General features: G+C 68.9%; 25 protein-coding genes. 15 read left to right on the top strand and 10 right to left on the bottom strand.

Annotated features, from left to right (window positions below; translation table 11 throughout):
- Nucleotides 1-47 precede the first annotated feature (47 nt).
- The 3 genes from JQX13_RS53630 (at nt 48) to JQX13_RS56065 (ending at nt 2,457) form a co-directional block, all read left to right on the top strand.
- Complete coding sequence (locus tag JQX13_RS53630; RefSeq protein ID WP_239014477.1) at nt 48-386, top strand: hypothetical protein; 339 nt, start codon at nt 48-50, stop codon at nt 384-386.
- Between the two features lie 286 nt (nt 387-672).
- On the top strand, nt 673-2,139 hold the full coding sequence (locus JQX13_RS02065; RefSeq protein WP_203407413.1) for a M57 family metalloprotease: 1,467 nt from the start codon (nt 673-675) through the stop codon (nt 2,137-2,139).
- Between the two features lie 78 nt (nt 2,140-2,217).
- Nucleotides 2,218-2,457, top strand: a complete 240-nt coding sequence (locus JQX13_RS56065) for a trypsin-like serine protease (RefSeq protein WP_203407412.1) — start codon at nt 2,218-2,220, stop codon at nt 2,455-2,457.
- A 305-nt stretch (nt 2,458-2,762) separates the two neighbouring features.
- On the opposite strand, the gene JQX13_RS02055 is transcribed toward JQX13_RS56065, so the two are convergent.
- From JQX13_RS02055 to JQX13_RS02040, 4 genes are all read right to left on the bottom strand, one after another.
- On the bottom strand, nt 2,763-3,545 hold the full coding sequence (locus JQX13_RS02055) for an alpha/beta fold hydrolase (protein ID WP_203407411.1): 783 nt from the start codon (nt 3,543-3,545) through the stop codon (nt 2,763-2,765).
- Between the two features lie 120 nt (nt 3,546-3,665).
- Nucleotides 3,666-4,025, bottom strand: coding sequence for a hypothetical protein (locus tag JQX13_RS02050; protein ID WP_203407410.1), 360 nt, complete (start codon nt 4,023-4,025; stop codon nt 3,666-3,668).
- The gene (locus tag JQX13_RS02045) at nt 4,022-4,177 is read right to left on the bottom strand and encodes a hypothetical protein (protein ID WP_203407409.1); all 156 of its coding nucleotides are present in this window, start codon (nt 4,175-4,177) and stop codon (nt 4,022-4,024) included. The genes JQX13_RS02050 and JQX13_RS02045 overlap by 4 nt, the downstream gene beginning before the upstream one ends.
- 42 nt (nt 4,178-4,219) lie before the next feature.
- The gene (locus tag JQX13_RS02040; protein ID WP_203407408.1) at nt 4,220-5,179 is read right to left on the bottom strand and encodes a GlxA family transcriptional regulator; all 960 of its coding nucleotides are present in this window, start codon (nt 5,177-5,179) and stop codon (nt 4,220-4,222) included.
- A 146-nt stretch (nt 5,180-5,325) separates the two neighbouring features.
- Here JQX13_RS02040 and JQX13_RS02035 point away from each other — a divergent pair, with 146 nt between their 5' ends.
- Nucleotides 5,326-5,967, top strand: coding sequence for a DJ-1/PfpI family protein (locus JQX13_RS02035; RefSeq protein ID WP_203407407.1), 642 nt, complete (start codon nt 5,326-5,328; stop codon nt 5,965-5,967).
- Nucleotides 5,968-5,980: 13 nt separating this feature from the next.
- On the opposite strand, the gene JQX13_RS02030 is transcribed toward JQX13_RS02035, so the two are convergent.
- Nucleotides 5,981-7,576: a HEAT repeat domain-containing protein gene (locus tag JQX13_RS02030; RefSeq protein WP_203407406.1), complete on the bottom strand. Its 1,596-nt coding sequence runs from the start codon at nt 7,574-7,576 to the stop codon at nt 5,981-5,983.
- Between the two features lie 144 nt (nt 7,577-7,720).
- Between JQX13_RS02030 and JQX13_RS02025 the strand changes: the two genes are divergently transcribed.
- The 4 genes from JQX13_RS02025 to rsmB are packed head-to-tail and all read left to right on the top strand — an operon-like array spanning nt 7,721 to nt 11,464.
- On the top strand, nt 7,721-8,281 hold the full coding sequence (locus tag JQX13_RS02025; protein ID WP_239014476.1) for a signal protein: 561 nt from the start codon (nt 7,721-7,723) through the stop codon (nt 8,279-8,281).
- A gap of 32 nt (nt 8,282-8,313) precedes the next feature.
- Nucleotides 8,314-9,249 carry a methionyl-tRNA formyltransferase gene (gene fmt / locus JQX13_RS02020; protein ID WP_203407404.1) on the top strand — a complete coding sequence of 312 codons (936 nt, stop codon included), beginning with the start codon at nt 8,314-8,316 and terminating at the stop codon, nt 9,247-9,249.
- Nucleotides 9,250-9,264: 15 nt separating this feature from the next.
- Nucleotides 9,265-10,131, top strand: a complete 867-nt coding sequence (locus JQX13_RS02015) for a type II 3-dehydroquinate dehydratase (RefSeq protein WP_203407403.1) — start codon at nt 9,265-9,267, stop codon at nt 10,129-10,131.
- A gap of 10 nt (nt 10,132-10,141) precedes the next feature.
- Complete coding sequence (rsmB, locus tag JQX13_RS02010) at nt 10,142-11,464, top strand: 16S rRNA (cytosine(967)-C(5))-methyltransferase RsmB (protein WP_203407402.1); 1,323 nt, start codon at nt 10,142-10,144, stop codon at nt 11,462-11,464.
- A gap of 18 nt (nt 11,465-11,482) precedes the next feature.
- On the opposite strand, the gene JQX13_RS02005 is transcribed toward rsmB, so the two are convergent.
- Nucleotides 11,483-12,331, bottom strand: a complete 849-nt coding sequence (locus tag JQX13_RS02005; protein WP_203407401.1) for a protein kinase domain-containing protein — start codon at nt 12,329-12,331, stop codon at nt 11,483-11,485.
- 125 nt (nt 12,332-12,456) lie between these two features.
- On the opposite strand from JQX13_RS02005, the gene JQX13_RS02000 reads away from it, so the two are divergent.
- Nucleotides 12,457-13,041 (top strand): TIGR02265 family protein, encoded by a 585-nt coding sequence (locus JQX13_RS02000; RefSeq protein WP_203407400.1) that lies wholly within the window; start codon nt 12,457-12,459, stop codon nt 13,039-13,041.
- Nucleotides 13,042-13,116: 75 nt separating this feature from the next.
- Nucleotides 13,117-13,875, top strand: a complete 759-nt coding sequence (locus JQX13_RS01995; protein WP_203407399.1) for an alpha/beta fold hydrolase — start codon at nt 13,117-13,119, stop codon at nt 13,873-13,875.
- Between the two features lie 6 nt (nt 13,876-13,881).
- Here the strand turns inward: JQX13_RS01995 and JQX13_RS01990 are convergent, their stop codons facing one another.
- Together JQX13_RS01990 and JQX13_RS01985 are read right to left on the bottom strand one after the other, a co-directional pair.
- Nucleotides 13,882-14,781: a LysR family transcriptional regulator gene (locus JQX13_RS01990; protein ID WP_203407398.1), complete on the bottom strand. Its 900-nt coding sequence runs from the start codon at nt 14,779-14,781 to the stop codon at nt 13,882-13,884.
- Nucleotides 14,782-14,944: 163 nt separating this feature from the next.
- On the bottom strand, nt 14,945-15,244 hold the full coding sequence (locus tag JQX13_RS01985) for a hypothetical protein (protein WP_203407397.1): 300 nt from the start codon (nt 15,242-15,244) through the stop codon (nt 14,945-14,947).
- A gap of 60 nt (nt 15,245-15,304) precedes the next feature.
- Here JQX13_RS01985 and JQX13_RS01980 point away from each other — a divergent pair, with 60 nt between their 5' ends.
- The gene (locus tag JQX13_RS01980; RefSeq protein WP_203407396.1) at nt 15,305-16,408 is read left to right on the top strand and encodes an MJ1255/VC2487 family glycosyltransferase; all 1,104 of its coding nucleotides are present in this window, start codon (nt 15,305-15,307) and stop codon (nt 16,406-16,408) included.
- Nucleotides 16,409-16,444: 36 nt separating this feature from the next.
- Here the strand turns inward: JQX13_RS01980 and JQX13_RS01975 are convergent, their stop codons facing one another.
- Both JQX13_RS01975 and JQX13_RS01970 read right to left on the bottom strand, forming a co-directional pair.
- A complete protein-coding gene (locus JQX13_RS01975) occupies nt 16,445-17,485 on the bottom strand; it encodes an SDR family NAD(P)-dependent oxidoreductase (protein WP_203407395.1) in 1,041 nt (346 codons plus the stop codon).
- Between the two features lie 23 nt (nt 17,486-17,508).
- Nucleotides 17,509-17,991 (bottom strand): TlpA family protein disulfide reductase, encoded by a 483-nt coding sequence (locus JQX13_RS01970; RefSeq protein ID WP_203407394.1) that lies wholly within the window; start codon nt 17,989-17,991, stop codon nt 17,509-17,511.
- Between the two features lie 277 nt (nt 17,992-18,268).
- Between JQX13_RS01970 and JQX13_RS01965 the strand changes: the two genes are divergently transcribed.
- The 4 genes from JQX13_RS01965 (at nt 18,269) to JQX13_RS01950 (ending at nt 22,926) form a co-directional block, all read left to right on the top strand.
- On the top strand, nt 18,269-19,147 hold the full coding sequence (locus tag JQX13_RS01965) for a hypothetical protein (protein WP_203407393.1): 879 nt from the start codon (nt 18,269-18,271) through the stop codon (nt 19,145-19,147).
- A 101-nt stretch (nt 19,148-19,248) separates the two neighbouring features.
- Nucleotides 19,249-20,451: a hypothetical protein gene (locus JQX13_RS01960; protein WP_239014475.1), complete on the top strand. Its 1,203-nt coding sequence runs from the start codon at nt 19,249-19,251 to the stop codon at nt 20,449-20,451.
- A 231-nt stretch (nt 20,452-20,682) separates the two neighbouring features.
- Nucleotides 20,683-21,870, top strand: coding sequence for an MBL fold metallo-hydrolase (locus JQX13_RS01955; RefSeq protein ID WP_203407391.1), 1,188 nt, complete (start codon nt 20,683-20,685; stop codon nt 21,868-21,870).
- A 27-nt stretch (nt 21,871-21,897) separates the two neighbouring features.
- A complete protein-coding gene (locus JQX13_RS01950; RefSeq protein ID WP_239014474.1) occupies nt 21,898-22,926 on the top strand; it encodes a serine/threonine-protein kinase in 1,029 nt (342 codons plus the stop codon).
- Nucleotides 22,927-22,928 lie beyond the last annotated feature (2 nt).

Here is a 22,928-nt window from a genome sequence, read left to right as displayed (position 1 = left end):
CGTGCCTTGTCGAGGCGACGGGGCCCTATTCATACGGTGACGGTACGATGAGCGCCCAGGCGTCTGTCTATGATTGCAGCACGTCGTATCCGATCATCTACGTCTGCTCGATGTTGGAGAAGCGGTCGGTGAGCAGCTCGGGCACTGTCACCTGGACACCCGTGGAGGGCAGCCGCAGCTGCTACCCCGAGAAGAACCTCGACTTCGGTGGTCAGACGGCGAACCGCACTGTCTACACCTCGGGGGACTTCCGCCAGCGCGCCCAGGCGGCGATCAAGCTCAACGCGACGACGTGGACCCCGGCGCAGCCGTCGGGTTGCACCACGCTGGCCAACGACATTCCGTGCGTGTTCACCAGCACGGTGTCCGTTGGTGTTTCGATGTAACGCGCGCTGTCCGGGCGGGAGCCTCGAAAGTCGGAGAGAAGCACGAGACGCTGCTCCCGCGGTGCGGTGGAGCGACTGTCGTGGATTCGGACAGGGGTGTCCTTTTCGAGGACAGAACTCGATTCGGAAGGAAACCCCAATGAATTCAGATGGATGGGACGGAGTTTGTCAGCCTGCTTTACAGGTTTGGAACTGAAGATGGAGTCCGGAGCTACCGATCCCACAAACTGACTCCAATGATTACAGGGGTCTGCGGTCTGGCACGCCGGCTGCTCAAGGCGGGCGCATGACCAAATCCCGCATCGTTGCATCCCTTGCCGGACTCTCGCTGCTGGCCACCGTTGGCTGCGGCGGGGCCGATGGCCTCCCTGACACCGGCCCCGTTGGCCAGGCGCTCTCGTGGGAGGAGTTCCGCGCCCAGGTCTACCAGGACCCCGAGGGCGTGTTCATCGTCAACGGGGATACCCCGATCCACAACGAGAAGCTGCTGCGTGAGTTCTACGAGCAGTACGTGAAGCCCGGGCAGCTCATCGTCCACACCTCGGGTGGAACGGACGCGAAGTGGAACGATACGCAGAAGCTCAACATCACCTACTGCGTGAGCAGCACCTTCGGCACCAACTACAGCCGCGCGGTGCAGGAGATGGCGAGCGCTGCCGCCGCCTGGGAGGCGGTGGCCAACATCAAGTTCGTGTATGTGAGCGCCCAGGACTCCAACTGCACCGCCAGCAACTCCAACGTCGTCTTCGACGTGCGGCCGGTGAACTCGGGAGGCCAGTACCTGGCGCGCGCCTTCTTCCCGGACTCGCCGCGCTCCGCGCGCAACGTCCTCATCGACACCACCGCCTTCGGCAACACCAGCCCGTGGACGCTGACCGGCATCCTGCGTCACGAACTGGGCCACACGCTGGGCTTCCGTCACGAGCACACCCGCCCCGAGTCGGGCACCTGCTTCGAGGACAGCAACTGGCGCGCCCTGACGACGTATGACTCTTCCTCCGTGATGCACTACCCGCAGTGCAACGGCAGCCAGACGGGTGACCTGGTCATCACCGCAAAGGACGAGATTGGCGCCGCCACCCTCTACGGCACGCCGAACGGCGAGCCGCCTCCGACGGAGCCGCCTCCGCCGAGCGGCACCCCGGTGACCGAGACGGTCAGCGGCAGCGTGGCCAAGAACCAGGACGTCAACCATGGCCCCTACAGCGTGGTGGCTGGCACCACCTTCAAGGTGACCATGACGGGTTCGGGTGACCCGGACCTGTATGTGCAGTTCGGCTCGGCCCCCACCAGCTCCTCCTTCGCCTGCCGTCCGTACGCCAACGGCGCCTCCGAGTCGTGCAACGTGACCGTGCCCGAGGGCCAGACCTCGGCCTACATCATGGTGCGTGGCTACGCCGCGGGCACCTACAGCCTCAACATCGAGTACACCAAGCCCTCCAGCACGAGCACCCCGGTATCCGAGACGGTCACCGGTAGCGTGTCCGCGAGCCAGAACAAGAACCACGGCCCCTACAGCGTGGTGGCCGGCACCACCTTCAAGGTGGTGATGAGTGGCTCGGGTGACCCGGACCTGTATGTCCGGTTCGGCTCGGCCCCCACCACTTCCTCCTATGATTGCCGTCCGTACCGCGACGGAGCCGCCGAGACGTGCGAACTGACCGTGCCCGCGGGCGAGAGCAGCGCGTACATCATGGTGCGCGGCTACACCGCGGCCACCTATAGCCTGGCCATCAGCTACACCAAGCCGTAACCGTTCCCCGGAGTCGCTGTCGTAGCGGGCGGCCCTTTTCCGAGGGCCGCCCGTGATGTTCATGGGCCCCATCCCACGATGACGCGGGCCCGGTGCTTCAGCGGAGGTCTCCGTTGCCATCATCGTGAATCACGCGAAAGGAATCGTCATGAAGAGAGCTACGACCACTGGTGTGGTGGCTCCATCCTGAACAGCACCTGGATTCTCACCGCGGGCCACTGTGAAAGTGGGTGTGCAACGCGCGTCAGTCGAGGAAGCGGCGCTCCCATCGACGCATGTCCGCCTCGGAGAAGCCATCGAAGGGAGCGCGGCCCATGAACAACCAGGGAGCAACCAGGGCTTGAGCACGCGTGCCAGTTCGCGGTGCTCGGGGAGCGTGTGGCCCTGCTCCGTATCTCCTGCTTCAACTGCACTTCGGGAATGTCGAGGCCGGGGTTAGCGGAAGGACAGGTCTCGGCTCGTCGCCGTGCGGAGACCTGACATGCCCCCTGCAGGCACACTCGTGGCGCATCCGGCCAGGAGCAAGGGGAAGAGCAGGCCCGGTGCGTTCGAGGCGAGTTGACGCTGTTGCCTGACTCGCGGCCATGGACTCATGTTCCAGGTGGACATGCCTCGACCTCCTCTCAGTGCTCGTGCTTGCAGCGGCCGAGGAAGCGGACCAGTTCCGAGTGGAACCATTGCGGCGCGTCCAGCATCGGCCAGTGACTCGCGTGCGGCAGCACGGAGCGGGGCAGCTCGGGTCGCTGGGCCACCAGCGTCTCCGGGCCGGTGGCTGTCACCAGGGCGTGGGTGGGTCCGGTGAAGCGCTCGAAGGCCTCGTCCGGGTTGTAGTGGAAGAGCGACTCCATGTTTCCGGCGATGGCCTCCCGCCGCGAGGTCCGCAGCGTCTTCATGACCAGCGCGCGCGTTTTCTCCTTCGCATCGAGGAGCAGGGGTGTGAGCCAGTGCTCGTGGAAGCCGCCATACTTCGCCTCGCTGAAGTTCTCGAGCCAGGCGTCCACGTCGGCCTTCTCCTGTCGGCGCAGGTCTCCCACCGGCTCGACGTAGAGGAGTCCAGCGAGCCGCTCGGGGTAGTACGAGGCGAAGGCTCCGGCTACCGCGGCCCCGAAGCCATGGCCCACCAGGACGAACTTCTGGGGCAGCAGCGCGTCGGCGACCGCGGCGACATCCTCCACCGAGGCCTCCACACCGAATGGGCCGTGGGCGCCGCCGCTTTCGCCCATCCCGCGCAAGTCGAATGCGACGCTTCGAGTCGCGAGGCCGTGCTGCGTCTCGGCCCAGTGCGTCCGGTCGGCGGCGAAGTCGTGCACGAAGAGGACGGGGATGCCCCCGTCGCCTTCCGTTGTCGCCATCAGCCGCCCCGCGGGTCCGGGGACGGTTACCGTCGTCGCTTCCTTGTGCTTCATCGTGTCTGCTCCCGGCCCCCAGGTATGGGCCAGGGCCTTCTTCGGAGTCTGTCCTACTGCACCGGCAACGAGTAGCGGCCGGGGCTCGCACGCTCACCTTCGAACATCGTGGGCGAACGTCTACGCGCCTTCCACCGCGAGCAGCGCCGCGAGGAACAGCTCATAGGTCAGCTCGGCGACCGGGCGCTTCTCGCGGCGGGCCTGGGTGCGCAGGGCCTTGGGCAGCGAGCACGGTCTGCCACGCTCGCCATCGCGCATCTGCACATAGCCTCGCTCGGAGAAACCGAGCACCTGCCACCCCCGCTCGCAGAGCGCCTGGCTGAGGTCGTCGGTGAGCTGGTGGTGGACGGCCTTGGCCATGGGCAACAGGCCGAAGATCTCGCTCGACCAGCCGCCGTCCTGCTCGCGCCAGCCCCTCGCGCGCAGGTAGTTGGCCTTGCGGGCGAGTGAGAGCCCTCCGACGTGACGCTCGAGCTTCACAGGGCCGCGCGGGTCAGTGGACCGTCGAAGCTCTGCCCCTCGCACTCGGCGTAGAAGTGATCGCCCACGAGGGTCAGCGACAGTTTGATTCGCCGTGAGTCGAAGCCGGAGAGTGCGCGCTGGAAGTCGTACATCGTTGGAGCGAGGGTCATCGAAGCGAGCTATAGCGCAACATCCGGCGGCCTGTTGTGCTCTCAGCGGACCGCCTCCGCCGCCCGTGCGCTCCGCCGGATCGCCTGGGGCGGCTGTCCGAACAACCGCACGAAGGCGCGGCGCATCCGTTCGGGGTCCGAGAACCCCACCGCGTCAGCCACCTGCTCGATGGACTCGGAGCCCGTCTCGAGCCGCACCCGGGCCGCCTCGGCGCGCAGCCGCTCGATCGCCTTGGCGGGTGTCTGTCCGGTCTCCGCCAGGAAGGCCCGTCCGAACTGACGCGGACTCAGACACGCCACCTCCGCGAGCCGCTCCACCTTCAACGGCTCATGGAGATGCTCGCGCGCGAAGGTCAACGCCTGGCGGATCCGATCCGAGGGCGGGTCGAGCTCGAGCAGTGTGGAGAACTGGGACTGTCCTCCCGGACGGCGGTGGTAGACCACCAGCGCGCGCGCCCTGGCCCGCGACACGTCGAGGCCGAGATCTTCCTCGAGCAGTGCGAGCGAGAGATCGATGCCGGCGGTGACTCCCGCCGATGTCCAGATGGGACCGTCCTGGATGAAGATCCGCTCCTCGTCGACGCGCACGCGCGGGTAGTGGCGCTGGAGATACGCGGCGAACCGCCAGTGGGTGGTCGCTCGCCGGCCGTCGAGCAGCCCCGCGGCGGCCAGGATGCCGGCGCCGGAGCAGATGCTCGCGACCCGCCGGGACACCGCCGCAGCGGCCCGGACGAAGTCCAGCACCGGGGGCGATTGCATCGCCGCGAGCGTCCCCGCTCCCCCCACGACCACGAGCGTGTCGAACGCGGGCTCGCCGAACCGCTCCGTCATGACCGCGACGCCGGAGGAGCTCGTGACCAGTCCTCCCTTCGCGGACAGTATCCGCAGCCGGTAGGGGGACGGCCCCCGGTCGCCTGGGGGCTCCTCGAAGACCGCCACCGGACCGGTGAAATCGAGGATCTGGAACGAGGGGAAGAGGAGGAAGCCAATGTCACGGGCCATGACGGAAAACGAGGGAACTACGTCCTTTCGGACATGAGGCTGACAGGACAGAGTGGCTTCGTCAAACCCAACAAGGAGTCCACGCAAGGGCTTCCAGCCTCGAGATTGTCTTTCCTCTCTACCCGGGTGTGTCGTTTCTGGATTTCATGGGACCGCAGGCGGTGTTCGGGATGCTTCCCGGTGCGAGGCAGATCTTCGCCTCCATGGGAGGGCAGCCGATCCGTGAGGGCTCCCTGACGCTCGATCCCCTGACCCGGCTGGAGGACGTGGAGCGGTGTGATGTGATTTGTGTCCCGGGCGGGCCCATCGCGAACGTGGTGAAGGATCGCGTCTTCATGGACGCGATCCGCCGTCTGGCTTCCACGGCGCGCTTCGTCACGTCCGTGTGCTCGGGCTCGGTCATCCTGGCGGCGGCGGGGTTGCTCGAGGGCCGGCGAGCCGCGAGTCATTGGGCCGTGCGCGAGCAGTTGTCTCTCTTCGGTGCCATCCCGGATGCGGGGCGCGTGGTGCGGGATGGCAATGTCCTGACGGGCGGAGGCGTCACGGCGGGAATCGATTTCGGACTGACGCTGGCGGCCGAGCTGGCGGGCCCCGTCGTCGCCCAGTCCATCCAACTCCTGCTCGAGTACGCTCCCGCGCCTCCTTTCAACGCCGGACGTCCCGAGGTGGTATCGGCGGAGGTTCTGGCCCAGCTACCCGCTCTCTCCACGGCGGTCGGTTTCGACATGGCCGCGGAGACCGCCGCCCTGCAGCAGGTGGGGGCGGAGTTCCGCGTGGGCCGGGCCTGACGTCCAATCCCTCTCAGGTCTTCTGTCTCTGAAGCCTGGCCACGAGCCGCCGGAGGTCCTCGTTCGCCCTCACATACTCCGTGCGGCTCTTCTCCTCGGAGAGCTGCTTCTCCAGTGTGGGCAGCGAGGCCCTCGCCTGGGCCGCGGCCTCCTTCTTGTCCTCCACCAGCCACTCCGCTCCGAGGATGAGCGCCATCCGCGTGTCCGGGTCCTTCTCCGTCATCCGTGACAGCAGGGCCCCCAGGTGTGCCGCGGCTCCACCGCGCCCCACCTCCAGCGCCGCGCGCGCCACCACGCCCTTGTCCGCGTCCTCCAGCCTCTTCGCCCAGCAGGCCGGGTCCGCACCGCACGTCTTCGCCGCCTCCAGACGCTGGCCGTACCGGGAAATCATCTCCGCCCGCTTCTTCCCCAGCGCCGCCGGATCCTCGCACCCCTCGCCGCCCAGCTCCGCGCACTCGGCCGCCGCCTTCGCCGGCTCCGCCGCCGCCAGCTTCTCCAGCGCCGGCTGCTCCCGCGCGTCTCCCAGCATCGTCAGGGCGTCGATGGCCGCCTCGCGCGCGTACCAGTCTCCCTGGCCCGCCGCCTTCTCCAGGGCCGGCAGCGCGTCGCGTCCGCCCAGCCGCGCCAGCGCGTGCGTGTACTGCCGCCGCAACCCCGCGTCCGGCTCGGACACCAGCGCCGCCAGGGGCTTCACCGCCGCCGTCGAGCGCATCCTCGCCAGTGCGTCCGCCGCTCGCGCCCTCACGCCCGCCTGGATGCGGGGATCCTCATGTTTGAAGGCGAGCTGCTGCACGAGGGCTCCCTCCGCCCGGCGCTCCCGCAGGTCCCCGAGGATCTCCGCCGCCTTGAAGGAGTAGCTCGCCGGGTTGATGCCGTTCTGCTTCACCCAGCGCGACAGCTCCTCGTCCTTGCCCTCCAGCACCGCGAGCAGCGCATCCGCCGCCGGCTGGCCCATCTGGAAGAGGGAGAACGAGCTCTCCACGTAGAAGGAGACGCCCCGGCGCTCCTTCGTCAGCATCCGCATCAGCACCGGCACTGCCCGCGCGTCCCCGATACGCCCCAGGGCCTCGATGGCCTTCTTGTTCAGGAAGGGCTCCGCGGTCTCATCCAGGGTGATTTGAATGAGGGGCTCCACCGCTTCCTTCGCGCGCAGGCGTCCCAGTGCGTCCACGGCCTCGATGCGTGTGTAGTTGTCCCGCGCCTTCAGCAGCTTCATCAGCTCCGGCACGGTCCTGGGGTCGCCAATCTCTCCCAATGCCGACGCCAATGCCTTGTTCATCAGGTTGCCGGCCGAGTCCGTCGCTCCCAGGTCCACCGCCTTCCCCAGCGGCTCCACCGAGGCCACGTTCTTCACATCCCCGAGCGCCCGCGCCACCGCCGCCTTCACCTCGGGCTTCTTGTCCGACGCGAGCTGCTCGTGCAGGAAGGGGAGGAAGCTCGCGTTGAGGGTGCCGGAGCTGCGGAGGGCTTCGATGACCCGTACCTGGTCCTGGGCCCTCCGGGCCCTGCCCAATGTCTTCTCCCAATACTCCGGAGAGGTCGGGTCCACCTTGCACCCGGAAAAAACGAGCATGAGCGCCAGGCTCGACGCGGCAAGAAGGCGAGACATGTGGGCCCCCCAAGGGACTACGGGTTGTACGTGCGTTCCGTCCTAAACCCGTCCTGTCGGAAGGATCAAACCGACCCAGGAGATTGGAGTACGCTGCCCAACGCCATGTCCGTCGATACTCAACCTTCCACGCGTCCTCATGTCATGCGCCGGAAATATCTGATCGATACCGGGTTCCAGCTCCGGTACATGCTCCGGCTCGCCGCGCTCGGCGGAGGCGGGGTGATGCTCGTCGGAGTGCTGGCGTACCGGGCCCACCGGGAAGCGGTGGAGAGCGGTGCGTCCCCCGAGGCCCTCGCCGCCGGTGGCGAGACGATGCTGTGGCTCATCGGGCTGGGCGCCCTGCTCATGGCGGGGTTGATGGCCCTGCTCGGGCTCGTGCTCACCCACCGCGTGGCCGGCCCCATCCATGTGATGAGCCTCTACATCGCGACGCTCGCCGCCGGCCGCTACCCGCGCATGCGCCCGCTGCGCAAGAAGGACGAGTTGCTCGGCTTCTTCAACCGCTTCAGCGAGGCGGTGGATCGCATCCGCGAGCGCGAGGCGGAGGAGGCCCGGTTGCTCGCCGAGGTCATCGAGGCCCTGCGGCCCCTGGCCACCACCCAGGATGCCCAGGCCGCGCTCAGCATCCTCGGCTCCATCCGCGCTCGCAAACGTCAGGCCATCGAAGGTCCCACCTCGGGTGCGCTGAAGTCCGTTGCCTGACGCGCCCGGGTACAGCAGAAGGCTCCCCCAATATGACCCGCCCCCGCATCGTCTTCATGGGCACCCCCGAGTTCGCCGTGCCCTCCCTGGCCGCCCTCTTCGACATCGGAGACGTGGTGGCCGTCGTCACCCAGCCGGACAAGCCCAAGGGCCGTGGCCAGGCGCTGGCCGTCTCCCCCGTGAAGGCCTACGCGCTCGAGCGCGGGGTGCCCGTGTTGCAGCCGCAGAAGCTGCGCACCCCTCCCTTCTCCGAGGAGCTGCGTAGGTTCGCCCCGGATGTCGCCGTGGTGACGGCCTACGGGAAGATCCTCCCCAAGGATCTGCTGGAGACGCCGGTGAAGGGGTGCCTCAACGTGCACGCCTCGCTGCTCCCGCGCTTCCGCGGCGCAGCCCCCATCCAGTGGGCCATCGCCCATGGGGACACGGAGACGGGCGTGGCGTTGATGGTGATGGACGAGGGCCTGGACACCGGCCCGGTCCTCGCGGAGAAGCGCCTGCCCATCGCCCCGGACGAGACGAGTGCCACGCTGCACGACAAGCTCTCCAAGCTGGGCGGGGAGCTGCTGCGCGAGTGCCTCCCCGCGTACCTGCGCGGCGAGCTGAAGCCGGTGCCACAGCCCTCGGAGGGCATGGTGCTCGCCCCCATCATCCAGAAGGAGGATGGGAAGCTCGACTTCAAGCGGCCGGCGGTGGAGCTGGAGCGGCGGCTGCGCGCCTTCACCCCGTGGCCGGGAGCCTTCACCACGCTGGACGGCAAGCTGTTCAAGGTGCACCGGGCGAAGGTGGGGCAGGGGCGTGGCGAGCCGGGGACGGTGGTATCCGCGGGCCCGCAGGGGTTGGAGGTGGCGTGCGGGGAGGGCTCCCTGGTGCTGCTGGAGGTGCAGCCCGAGGGCAAGCGGGTGATGGCGGCGGGCGAGTTCCTCGCGGGCCGCAAGCTGGCGCCGGGCAGCCGGCCATTCGACACGTAGGAGAGGACACGCGACATGGGCAAGAGGTTGTTGGTACTGCATGGGCCGAACCTGAACCTGCTGGGCGAGCGGGAGGGCAGGCAGGGGGGACGGCTCGCGGACCTCGATGCCGCCCTGAATGCCCGGGCCGCGGAGCTGGGGCTGGAGCTGAAGGTGGTGCAGTCCAACCACGAGGGCGTTCTCATCGACACGCTCCAGGCCGAGCGCTCCCGGTTGGACGGCGTGGTGGTGAGCCCCGCGGGGCTGTTCGGCTCGTACCCGCTGATGGAGGCGCTGGAGGCCGTGGGCGTGCCCGCCATCGAGGTGTACCTGGAGGAGCTCGGCGGGCGTGAGTCCGTGGTGGCCGAGGCCTGCGCCGCCACCATCGAGGGCCAGGGCTTCGACTCGTACCTCGAGGCCCTCGAGCGCTTCGCGAGCGGGGAGCTCGCCGGGGAGCTGACGGAGGAGGACGAGGAGCCGGTGGAGGAGGGCGAGGAAGGGGAGGAGTCGGAGGGGCGGGTGAAGACGCTCGGCCGCCGGAAGAAGGACATTCCCCGGGAGAAATCCCTGGCCGTGTCTCCGTCGAGGGCCCTGGCGCGCTCCGCCGATGCCCCGGTGAAGACGCTGGGCCGCAAGGTGAAGGGCACGCCCGCGGCGGACTTCCTCACCCGGGCCCTGGTGCGGCAGAAGATCGCCGACCGGCTGGCGGGCCGGCTGACGCCCGCGGAGCTGGCCACCTGGGCCCGTTCGAAGTGGACGGAGGTGCAGCGTGGCGCTCCGGCGGAGAGTGGCTACCGGGACATGCTGGAGGAGTCCCTGCAGCGCCTCACCCTGTCCACCATGCCCGCCAGCAAGCTGTCGGAATCGGAGCTCGTGGACATGATGACCCGGTTGGAAGGGTGAGAGGGGACGGATGAACGCACGCGCCATCGCCATCCAGGTTCTGAGCCGCGTCCGGGCCACGGATGCGTACCTCAATGTCGTTCTCGATACGGTGCTCTCGGAGTCGCCTCCGGCCGACCCTCGGGACACGGGGCTGATCACCGAGCTGGCCTATGGGACCACCCGCCGCCAGCTCGCGCTGGACTACGCCATCACCCGCTTCGCCGACCGCAAGCTGGACGCGCTGGAGGACAAGGTCCTGGCCGCGCTGCGCGTGGGGGCCTACCAGCTCTTCTACACGCGGGTGCCGGCACGCGCCGCCGTGGCCGAGACGGTACAGGCCCTCAAGGACGTGGGGCTGTCGCGCGCGGCGGGCTTCGCCAACGCCATCCTGCGCAAGCTGTCCTCGCTGCCCTCGCAGCCGCTGCCTCCGGAGGATGACCTCGCCGGGTTCCTGTCGGTGCGCGAGAGCCACCCCCGGTGGTTGGTGGAGCGTTGGTTGCGCCAGTTCGGCCGCGAGCGCGCCGAGGCGATGCTCGTCGCCAACAACCAGACGCCGCCGGTGGTCATCCGCGCCAACAGCGCGAAGGTGACGCGGGACGCGCTGGTGGAGCAGCTGCGCGAGACGGGGCTGGAAGTGCGGCCCACGGCGGTGTCGCCGGTGGGCATCGTGCTGCCCCCGGTGGGGCGGCTGGAGGACGTGTACGGCTACGCCGAGGGGCTGTGGCAGGTACAGGACGAGGCGGCGCAACTGGTGGGCGTCTACGGCGACATCCCGGAGACGGCGCGGGTGCTGGATGCGTGCGCGGCGCCGGGCGGCAAGGCGTGTCACCTGGCCGAGAAGCACGAGGAGGTGGTGGCCACGGACCTCCACGCCAACAAGCTGAGGAAGATCGAATCCGAGGCGAAGCGGCTGGGCCTCTCCGAGCGCCTGAGCGCCAGGGCGCACGATGCGTCGCAGCCCTACCCGGAGGAGTGGGGCGAGTTCCACGCGTTCCTGGTGGACGCGCCGTGCTCGGGGCTGGGGACGCTGCGGCGCCACCCGGAGCTGCGCTACCGGCGCACGCAGGAGGACATCGGACGGCTGGCGGTGCTGCAGCGGCGCATCCTGGAGAATTGTCAGGAGGCGGTGCCACCCGGAGGGCTGCTGGTGTACGCGGTGTGCACGTCGGAGCCGCAGGAGGGGCAGGATCAGGTGGAGATGTTCCTGCGCAGCCACCCCGAGTGGACGGCGGAGCCGCCGGTGTTGCACGAGGCGGTGAAGCTCCCGCTCACCCAGGCGTACCTGCGCACGCTGCCGGGCCCCGAGGCCTGGGACGGCTTCTTCGCCGCGCGCCTGCGCAAGATGTACTGAGCGGGGCCCGTCCGGGCGTCAGCGATCGCGCTCCTCGGGGACGGGGTGCTCGCGTTGATGGTTCTCCGGCGGTGGGGGGATGGGGTCGGGCAGGGACTTCAGCACCGGCTTCAGGGCCCGCATGGCCTCGGTGAGATTGCCGAAGCGTGCGCGTGGAGCCGCGGCCGTGGCCCGCTCCACCCAGTGCTCCCATCGCCCCCGCCACACCCCGTCCCGCCGCGAGGCCAGCATGTCCCGCACGATGAGCCCGAAGGAGAAGACATCGGCGGAGGCGGACACGGGACCCGCGTCGTCCAGCTCGGGCGCCACGTAGGCCCTCCCCACCTGGGGAGGCTTCATCCAGGCGTGGGCGTGGTTGCGCCGGAAGAGCTCCAGCCCCAGGTCGAGGATGGACAGCCGCACGCCCTGGGGCCCGGGGGCGACGAGCAACCGCGAGGGCCTCAGCCGACCATGGACGACGCCGGAGGCCTGGGCGGCGGTGAGCGCCTGAGCCAGCTGTTCGGCGAGTGAGTAGAGGTAGGCAAGCTCGAGCCCTACCTCATGGAGTCCCCCCAACATCGAGGGCAGCGATTCGCCATTCCACCAGGGGCGCACCCACCACAGCACCTCCCGGGCCACGTCGTACCCCACGTCCTCCACGGGCTGGAACGAGGGGTTCTCCGTCCGCTCACCCGTGTGCACGAGCCGCTCGAAGCACTCCAGCTCGGCCGGGGCGGGTGCGCGCAATGTTCGCCACAGTGTGAGCCGCCGGGCTCCACCGCCTCCAGAGGGCTCCACCCGGAACTCCGAGCCGGGCTCGTCGCCGAGGGCCGGACGGACGATGCGCCACTTCCCTCCGAGGACGTCTCCTGTGGTCAGTGCGCTCATGGTTGGAAGTGTAGACCGGGAGACCTCCGTGGACACCGGGGGCCCCCCCCATGAGACGTCCAGCCTCCAACACGAGGCGGAGGTGTCTTGACCCTGGAATCGGGGAGCCAATACTCGGAGGAGCCATGGAGAAGGGCTCACAGCGGGAGTTGGAACAGCGGCTGGCCCTATGCGGGCCCGAGGACACCCTGCGTGGCTTCTTCTTCACCGGCGCGCTGGAGGTGGTGCGCGAGCTGGAGGAGCCTCTGGTGCTGGAGCGCTGCATCGAGGCGGCGGGCGGCGCGCGGTTCATGACCTTCTTCAGCTACCCGGTGGGGGCGTTGAACCGGTTGCTCTACACCGCGGCCTGGGCGCTGAGCGAGAAGCATGAGGGCTTCGCCGCGGCGATGCGGCACCTGGGGCAGCGGGTGGCTCCGTCCTACCTGGAGTCGGGGGCGGGGCGCGTGTTGTTGATGCTGGCCGGAGGCGAGCCGAGGCGGATGCTCAATGGTTTTCCCTCGGCGTTCCGGACCTCGCTGCGGCATGGCGACTGCTCGGTGCACTGGACGGGACCGGGCTCGGGCATCGTCTCCATCAAGGGGAGCACCCTCCCGATGGAGTACTTCGAGGGCGCGGTGCGGGGCATCTTCGAGTCCACGAAGGTGGCGAACGTGAGGGCCACCGGGCGACAATTGAGCCTGAGCGACACGGAGATCGAGGTCTCCTGGTAACCAGGGGGGCATGCGGGGAGGGGCGGGCAGAATGCGCGCACGGGCGCTGTTCCGAGCGCGTTCGCGAGGAGGCACATGCGCCAGGTGGTCGAGCTGACGGAGCTGGGTCGAGGAGTGGGTCCCCGGGTGTTGTTGCTCCCCGGGCTGGGAGCTCGGGGGGCGGGCTTCCGGGCACTCGCCGAGCGGCTCTCCCGCGTGGCCCGTCCCATTCTCGTCGAGTACCCGGAAGGCGAGCATGCCGCTCGGGGGGCGGGGGCGCTCGCCAACGAGGTGCTGAGGGCGGCCGGTCCGGTGGACGCGGTGGTGGCCAGCTCCTTCGGGGGCATGGTGGCCGCGCACCTGGCGGCGGGGGGGGCGGCACGGGGCGTGGCCTTCCTCTGCGCCTTCACCCGGCCCGAGCACCTGGGCCTGCGCGGCAACCTCCTCGCGATGATGGGGCCCATCGCCGTCCTGGGGCGCCCGGGCCCGCTCACGGCGGCCCTGGCCTCGTGGAAGCCCATTCCGTTGGCGCGCGTCCCCGACGTGGTGCCCACCACGTGGCTGGAGCGGATGACCACGCTCCACCGCGCCTTCGCCATCGGCGGCGAGCCGCCTCCACCGGAGCTGCGGAAGCTGCCCGTCTCGTGTGTGTGCGTGCAGGGGGACCGGGACGTGCTGGTTCCCCCCTCGTCGATGGCGCGGCTGGCGGCCTCGCTGCCTCCGGGGACACCCCAACACCTGCTGCGAGGCGCGGGCCACGTTCCCTACTTCACGCACCCCGAGGAGTGCGCGCGGCTGCTGACGCCGTGGCTGGACGCGTTGGCGCCCGCCAGCGGCGTCGAGTCCGTTGCTTGAGGAGGGCTACGCCTCGTCGGTGGTGACCTCGGCGAGCTTGAAGGCCTCGAGCACCGCGGCCGACGCCCGGTCCAGGTACTTGCCCTTGCGGATGAGCAGTCCGATGGGGCGCGACACCGGACCCTCGGCGAAGGGCTTGGAGACCAGCGAGCCCTGCGCCACCTCGGCCGCCACCGTCGCCATGGGGAGGATGGCCACGCCGATGCCCATCTCCACCGCGCGCTTGATGGTCTCGACGTTGTCGATCTCCATCACCGGGTTGAGGTCCAGGTTCTTCTCGCGGAAGAGCCGGTCCAGCGCCTTGCGCGTGGGGGCCTCGCGATCGAAGGCGATGAAGGGCACGCCCGAGAGCGCCGTGAGGCTCACCTTCGCCTTGGTGGCGAACGGGTGGCTGGGCGAGCACACCACCGCCAGCTTGTCGTCGCGGAACGGGTGGATGTCCACGCCCGCGCGCGGCTGCGGGTACGCCACGATGCCAATCTCCGCCGCCCCCAGGATGACGTCGTCGTACACCTGGTCGTTGCGCCGGTAGTTCAGGCGCATGTTCACCTTGGGGTGCGTCTTCAGGAGCTGCTTCTGCACGCTGCGCAGCTCGTGCAGGCCCACCGAGTAGATGGTGGACACCGTCGTGGTGCCCGCCACCTCCGTGGACTGCTCGCGGATCTCGTTCTCCACCTCGGCGAAGCGGGCGAGGATCTCCTTGCACCCGCGAAACAGGCGCTCGCCCGCGGGCGTCGGAGTCACCTGGCGCGCGCTGCGCGACAGGAGCTTCTGCTCGTAGCGGTTCTCCAGCGCGCGGATCTGCTGGCTCACCGCCGACTGGGTCACGTGGTTGAGCTGCGCGGCCCGCGAGAAGGAGCCCGTCTCGACCACGTCACAAAACATCTTCAGGGATTCAAGCTGCATGAGGGCGCCTCTCCTAACCGAAGCCTAATGTCGAGGCTAGAGCTAATTAGCCGGTCTACGTCCCACCGGCAAAACCACTTACCTCGCCCGCTCGCCCTGCCGCTTGACGTCGGAGGGCCGCCAGGGGGGTAGGAGGGCGTATTCGGAGGAGGGGAGTTCGCTCTCAGTTCGAGGCCGGGCGTACCTTCGAGCGCACCAGCACCACCATGGCCGCCGCCAGGGACAGCAGGGCGGCTCCGGAGAGGGTCTGCATGCGGCTCATCTCCAGGGCGGCTTCCCGCGCGAAGCCGCACTCGATCTCGGAGAGGTCCGCACAGTCCGCCGGGGAGAAGCGCGTCTTCAGGCCCACGCCCAGCAGGAAGAGGCCCCCGAGCAGCAGGCCGCCACTGAGCCCCAGCAGGGCCGCCCGGGTGACTCCCGCGAGGGAGGCCCGCCCCTTGGTGTCCGTACCTTCGTGTTGCATGGCCCGGGACGCTACCGCCGCATGGGCTCGCGCGCCACATCCCGCGTATGCTGCGCACCCATGCGAATCCTCTACGGTGTCGTTGGCGAAGGCATGGGACATGCCACCCGCTCCCGTGTGCTGCTCGAGGAGCTCACAAAGGAGCACGAGGTCCACATCGTCGTCTCGGGCCGCGCCAAGGACTACCTGGCCAGGCGCTTCGAGAACGTGCACGGCATCTGGGGCCTCACCATCGCCTACGAAGGCAACTCGGTGAAGAAGTGGCAGACGGTGCTGCAGAACCTCTCCGGCGCCGTGAAGGGCTGGCCGCAGAACGTCCGCCAGTACTTCGAGCTCGTGGAGGACTTCAAGCCCGACGTCGTGGTGAGCGACTTCGAGAGCTTCAGCTACCTCTTCGCCCGCAACCACCGCCTGCCCGTCATCAGCGTGGACAACATGCAGATCATCAACCGCTGCAAGCATGATCCCTCGCTGATCGCCGGCTTCGAGGATGACTTCGAGGCCTCGCGCGCCCTCGTGAAGTCCAAGCTGCCCGGCAGCTTCCACTACCTCGTCACCACGTTCTTCTACCCGCCCGTCCGCAAGGAGCGCACCACGCTCCTGCCCTCCATCCTGCGGCCGGAGATCCTCTCGGCGAGCTCCGAGCCCGGTGAGCATCTGCTCGTCTACCAGACCGCCACCACCAACACGGCCCTGCCGGAGATCCTCAAGCAGAGCGGCCTGCCGTGCCACATCTACGGCCTGCGCCGCGACCTCACCGAGGACGTGCGCGACGGCAACCTCCTCTACCGCCCCTTCAGCGAGAAGGGCTTCATCGACGACCTGCGCACCTCCCGGGCCGTCGTCGCCGGTGGCGGCTACACGCTCATGAGCGAGGCCGTGTACCTGCGCAAGCCCCTGCTCTCCCTGCCCGTGAAGGGACAGTTCGAGCAGGTGCTCAACGCGCTCTATCTGGAGAAGCTGGGCTACGGCATGTACGCGCCCGAGCTCACCCTCGAGCGCCTGCGCGACTTCCTCCAGCGCGTGCCCCGGTGCCAGGAGGCGCTGAAGGGTTATTCGCAGGAGGGGAACGTGAAGATGCTCGAGGCGCTGCGCGAGCAGCTCGCCCGCGCCGCCGAGTACAAGGGCCGCTGGTGGGAGGAGCCGGAGCCGTCCGGAGCGTGAGCCTCACCCCGGCCCTCTCCCAGGGGCGAGGGAGCGTCAGTGCAGCAGGTCCTCCTCGTTGTTCTTCTGGGCCGCCTGCCTCGTCAGCCTCGTCACCCAGGAGCGTGTGAGTGGTGTCTCGCTCTCGCTTCCCCGGTGCCGGTCCGTGCTGCTGTCCTGTGGCATCATCCGGTTCACGTGCGCCAGCACCGCCGCCGTCAGGCCCGGTGCCAGCGCCCGGGCCAGCGCCGCCACCTTCGCCGGCATGCCCACCAACGCCTCCGCGTCGCCCCGGCGGCACGCCTCGAGGATCTTCCGCGCCGCCCGCTCCGCGTTCATCGACATCCCCGGCAGCGAGTCTCCCAGCACGAACCACGCGTACTCCGCCTCGTGGTTGCCCTTGAAATAGGCGTTGGGCGGGCTGCCCGTCCTCATGAGGCTCGGGCACACCGTCGTCACCAGGATGCCGTCCTGCGCCAGCTCCGTCCGCAGCCCGTCCGACAGGCCCACCAGCGCGAACTTGCTCGCGCTATAGGGCAGCAGGTGCGGGATGCTCACCTTCCCGCCAATGGACGAGATATTCACGATGCGTCCCCAGCCCCGCCGCTTCATCTCCGGCAGCACCGCCAGCGTCGTGTAGAGCGGTCCCCAGAAGTGCACGTTCATCGCCTCTTCGAAGTCCTCCTCGGTCATCGACTCCAGCGGGCCCACCTGGATGATGCCGGCGTTGTTCACCAGAACGTCCACCACGCCGAAGCGCTCGTGCACCTGCGCCACCATCGCCTCCACCTGCACCCGGTCGCTCACGTCGCAGGGGATGGCCAGCACCTCGCCCCCATCGCGCACCAGCTCGTCTCGCGCCCGGGACAGCTCCACCTCCTCCCGCGCGCTGAGGATGACCCGCGCTCCCTCGTTCAGGAACTGGCGCGCCATCACCAGGCCCAGCCCGCGCGAGCCGCCCGTCAGCAGCACCGTGCGGCCCTCGAAGCTCACCTTCTCCCGCATCAGTGCCCGGAGCCCCATGACCGCGCCCATTCCCGCCGCGCCCAGGGCCCCCAGCGACAAACGGGAGGCCTCCTTCTTCTTCCTGCCTGCCATATGGCTCCTCGCTCGTGTCGGGTTCAGGGCGCGAACGCGCCGGTGTTGGCCTCGGGTCCGGTGAGCCGCTCCAGTATCCGCCGCAGCTCCGGGTTCAACGCGTCCTCGCCCGCCACGCGGAAGCGCAGGATTCCGAAGCCGTCGTACACCAGGAAGGTCGGCACGTCGGTCACGCCGTAGGCCTGCTCCATCGAGCCATCATCCACCGCCACCGGGTGGCGGAAGCCCATCCGCTTCACGATGGCCTCGATGTCGTTGGTGTCCAGCGCGTGCTCCAGGTCCTCTCCCGCCATGGGCACGTGGACGCCGATGACCTGGAGGCCCTTGGGCAGGAACTCGTCCAGCAGCGTCTTGATCTTCGGCAGTTGCTGCTCGTTGGCCGGGCTCAGCTCGGACCAGAAGTAGAGGAGCGTCGGCCGGCCGCGCAGGTCGTGCACGTGCACGGGGGCGTTGATCCATCCGCCTTCGGGATCCAGCAGCGTCAAGGGTACGTCGAGTGAGGACATGGGTAGGGCCTCCTCAAGGGATGCAAGGACGCGATTCAAGCTATGCATCCGCCTCCCGCGTCCCCGTGCCGGACGCCCCTCCGCCCGCTCCCTGCCCATACGAGTCCCTGACGCGCCGCATCCAGGAATCCATGGGTGACACGTTGTGTCAGAATATTCTCCCTTTATGAGAATGGCCGTAATTCAGTTTTTGAGAAAATAAAAGTACAGTGCCTCCACCTGCCCGGCGGCCAGCCGAGCGGGTCCCCCCATGCAGGTTCGAGCAGGAGGCTGTCTCATGAAGAAGCTGTTCAGCACGGCCATCATCGCCGCCACCGCCCTGGTCGGCGCGGAGGCCTCGGCCACCAACTACTCCCTCTGGATTCACGGCCGTAACAGCGGCACCACCCAGCGCGGCAACTACGCCGACTTCAGCTACTGGGGCCCGAGCAGCACCGCGGCCGGTGTGAACAAGAAGGCAGTCAACTGGCTCGGCACGCAGAAGATCTCCGTGGAGAACTACCGCATCCGTGACGCGCTCGACTGCTTCTGCACCGGCGCCAACTGGTGCTACATCGCGGCGCACAGCGCGGGCAATCTGCAGATCGGCTACGCGCTGTCCCTGTACGGCGGCTCCACGCGCTACAAGAAGAACGCCATCCCCAACTCCTCGGGCGTGTGCGGCAACAAGGATGGCACCACCCAGGTGGGCTGGAACATCAAGTGGGTGGACATCGCCTCGGGCGCCGGCGGCGGCAGCGAGCTGGCCAACATGGGGGACTGGGCGTCGAGCGAGCCGCTCACGAGCGACCTGGTCACCTCCACCGCGCGCGCCATGTACAACCACAACACCACGCGCTCGAAGTGGTTCTACATGTTCGCCGGCGCCAGGGGGACGGCCTACTCCGGGACGCTGCCGGGCCAGGACGACGAGGCCGTGGCCTACCACTCCACCGGCGGCGTCTCCGTCACCGGCGGCTTCTGCAACCCCGGTGACTGGTTCTGCGACGGCACGCTGAACACCGGCACCTCGGCCACCAGCAACGGCAAGGCCAAGTGGTCCTACCACACGGTCGAGCTGCGCGATGACGGCGAGGCCTACGACCATTACGCCGCTGGCAACTGGGCGGGCATCGTCGGGCCCGTGCGCGCCGACATGGTCTCCTACGCCTACTGAACCGCTTCTGGCAGCATGGGATGTGCCCCATGAATCAGCGCCCTTCCCTCCGTGGTCGTTGGCTCCTCCTGCTTGTTCCTCTCGCGCTGGGAGTGGGAGGGTTGCTTCTCTCCGTGGGGCTCATCCGTCCCGGGTCGGGTGTGGCGGATGTGTCCGCGCCCGGTCCGGAGTCCTCTCCCGCGGGTCGCGCGCCCGAGGGCCCACCGCCTCGTGCCTCGGCGCGTCCGTCCGCGGGAGCTCCCGTGCGGCCCGATGCCGCTCCGCTCTCACCCGAGGACGCCGAGCGCGAGGCACAGCGGCAACTCTGGGAGCAGCGGCTGGAGCGGGCTCGTTTCACCCTCGACTCCTACCGGCGGTCCACGCGCTACCCGCCCGAGTCGCGCTCCATCAAGGAGCACCCGGATCAGGTGTACCCGGCCTCCCCGGAGCGCAAGCAGCCCCTCGGCAAGGAGCAGCGGGACATCTCGCTGCGCCTGAAGCAGGAGAAGGTCTTCGTCGTGGGCGACGAGGTGGTGCGCTTCTTCGTGGGCTGCGAGAACGCGCACACCGGCCAGCCGCTGTCGTGCGAGGTGCACTCCGCCTTCGCCCACGAGGCGCCGCACATGGAGGCGGCCGGGCAGCTCGGCTCGGTGCCGCTGGACTTCAATGACTCGGGCCGTGACGGCGACGACGTGGCCGGTGATGGCACGTGGACGGGGCGCTTCCAGCCGTCCCGCCAGGGCTTCGCCATGTTCGAGGGGACGCTGCGCGTGGAGTTCCGCGTGCGCGCGAATGGCAACGCCGAGGGAGGCGCCTTCTTCGACGTCATGTTCACCCCGGCTCCGCCCGCCACCTTCACCGGGCGGGTGCGCGAGGCGGTGGAGCACGGCTCGTTGCAACTCTACGTCGGCCTCCAGGTTCGCAAGCCCGGCCGCTACGTGATGGCGGGGCGCGTGGACGACGGGGCGGGTATTCCTTTTGCTTATGTATCCTTCAACGAGGAGTTGGAGGCCGGCGCGCGCGAGGTGAAGTTCACCGTCTTCGGACTGCTCCTCCATGACGAGAAGCCCGACTTCCCCCTCAAGCTGCGGGACGTGGAGGGGTTCCTGCTCAGGGAGCAGGGCGACCCGGACCGCGAGGTGATGAAATCGCTCTCTGGCGATGTGCACACCACCCAACAGTACGGCCTGGAGCGTTTCTCACCCGCTGAGTGGACGAGCGAGGAGCGCCAGCGCTACCTGGACGAGTTCTCCAAGGACGTGAACGAGGCCGAGAAACGGCGGGACGAGCTGGCCGGCCGGACGGGGAGGTCTCCCACTCCTTGAAAGAAAGGCTCATGGATTGAGAGGGTTTGGCTCATGATTCCCGGCGCACGATTTGCGGTGCCGTGACGCGGGATCGCGCAGCGGTTGCGTGGGGGGGTGCGCACAGGATCCGGACTTCGGGGTGATTGCGGGGTTCGGGGGCTCCGAAGGGGTCGGCCCGCGCCTTGCTATGCCAGGAGGTGTTCCCACCCCCTTTCCCCAGGGGTTCACCTCCCAGCATCGAGTGCCCGTATGAGCAGCGTCCAGGCGTTCCCGAATCGAAACACCCCGCCGAGCAACGTCCGTCCCTCCGACAGTCAGACGAGCGACCTGCGGCTCGTTCCCGTGGAGATCGCTCCGGATACCTTCTGGGTGGGCAAGCGTGACCCGGGCAACATCTTCTACGCCAACCCGTACCTGCGCCGCTTCCGGGGGTCGGACCCCAAGACGGGCCGGCCCAACGAGTTCAACCTGCTCATCGACCCGGGCTCGAGCAGTGACTTCGCCACGGTGTCCACCAAGGTGACGTCGCTCATCGGGGGGTTGGATCGGCTGAGCGCCGTCTTCATCAACCACCAGGATCCGGATGTGGGCTCGTCGGCGAGCATCATCTCCGCGCGCTACGCGCCCAAGGCGGGCATCCTCTGCTCCGAGGACACCTGGCGGCTCATCGTCCACCAGAACCTGCCGCGCAACCGCTTCATCGCCACGGAGAAGTTCAGCCACGGGCTGAACGTGCCCACCGGCCACCGGTTGATGCCGGTGCCCTCGCCCTTCTGCCACTTCCGCGGCGCGGTGATGCTCTACGATCCGCAGACGCGCGTGCTCTTCACCGGAGACCTGTTCGGCGGCATCACGGACGTCAACGCGCAGGGCCTGTGGGCGGATGAGTCCGACTGGAACGGCATCCGCGCCTTCCATCAAATCTATATGCCGGTGAACCTGGCGCTGCAGCGCGTGGTGGCCGTCATCCGCGCCCTGGATCCGGCGGTGGAGATCATCGCTCCGCAGCACGGACGGCTCATCCGCGGGCCGCTCATCCAGACGTTCCTGGACCGGATGGAGAAGCTGCCGGTGGGCCTGGACATCATGGACGAGGCCCAGGATCGCTCGCACCTGCAGGCGTGGAACGCGGTGCTGGAGCGGGTGCTGACGCTGGCGCGCGGCTACCTGGCGGGCTCGGTGGAAGAGAAGCTGATGGGCAGCACGGAGCTGGCGGAGACGGCCCGGGTGCAGAACGGCCAGGTGTCCATCCAGCGGCTGGGGCGGTGGACGGTGGAGCACGTCGTGGAGCTTCTGTGCCGCGGCGAGCCGCCGGAGATCGCCGGCCCCATCATGATGGAGGCCACCACGGCCGCCGCCGAATACAACCTGCCCACGCCCCACCTGGACATCGAGGGCAATGGCGGGGCCTCGAACGTGTCGCTGCTCGTCGGTTAGCCCGTGGGAAGAGGAGGGGAGGCTGCCGTGAAGGACAACGGGCACGACAGCGATGTGGCGTACCTGAACCTCGAGGAGGGGGCGGTGGTTCCGCCTCCCGAAGCGCTGGCGCCCACGCGTCAGTCGCGAGGGAGCGGGCCGGCGCGCACGTTGTTGCTGGGGAGCAGCGAGCACCCGGGGGGCGAGCAGGGCCACCCCGCGGTGCGCGGGCTCGTCCCGGGTCAGGTGGTGGCCGGGCGCTACCAGGTGGAGCGCTGGCTGGGCGCCGGTGGCAGCGCCATGGTGCACGAGGTGAAGGACCTCACCACCGGCGAGCACCTGGCGCTCAAGGTACTCGCCGTGCCGAGCGCGGACGCCTCGCAGATCGCCCGCTTCCGCCAGGAGGTGGAGCACGCCCGCGGGTTGGACCATCCCAACATCGTGCGCGTGTACGACGTGGGCGTGGATGGGGACCGGCACTTCCTCACCACGGAGCTGTTGGTGGGGATGGATCTCAAGCACCGCCTGCTGGGCGTGCGCCCGACGCTGGCCGAGGCGCTGCGGTGGCTCACCCACGCGGCGGCCGCGCTGGAGTTCGCACACGGGTGCGGCGTGCTGCACCGCGACGTCAAGCCGGGCAACCTCTTCCTCACGAAGCCCGGCATCCTCAAGTTGATGGACTTCGGGCTCGCCAAGAGTGGGCACGTGGCCGGCGTGACGGCGCAGGGCGCGGTGCTCGGCACCCCCGAGTACATGGCCCCCGAGCAGATCTCCGGCGCGCACCCCGTGTCGCCCGCGTCCGACCTCTACTCGCTGGGCGTGGTGGCGTACGAAGTCCTCACCGGGCAGCTGCCCTTCCGCCACCCGCAGCCCGTGCCGCTCATGTTCCTGCACGTGCAGCAGCCGCCCACGCCGCCGCGCACGCTCAATCCGAACCTGCCCGAGCCCTTCGAGCGCATGGTGTTGAAGCTGATGCAGAAGCACCCGGAGCAGCGCTACCCGAGTGCCGCCGCGCTGCGCACGGACCTGGCCCGGCTGTGGCCCCTCGCCCTGCCACCGAAGGCCGTGTCCCGGTAGGG

It is taken from the genome of Archangium violaceum (assembly GCF_016859125.1).
Taxonomy (GTDB): domain Bacteria; phylum Myxococcota; class Myxococcia; order Myxococcales; family Myxococcaceae; genus Archangium; species Archangium violaceum_A.
Note: the sequence above shows the minus strand (reverse complement) of the source record. Positions and strands in the feature narration are given on the sequence as shown.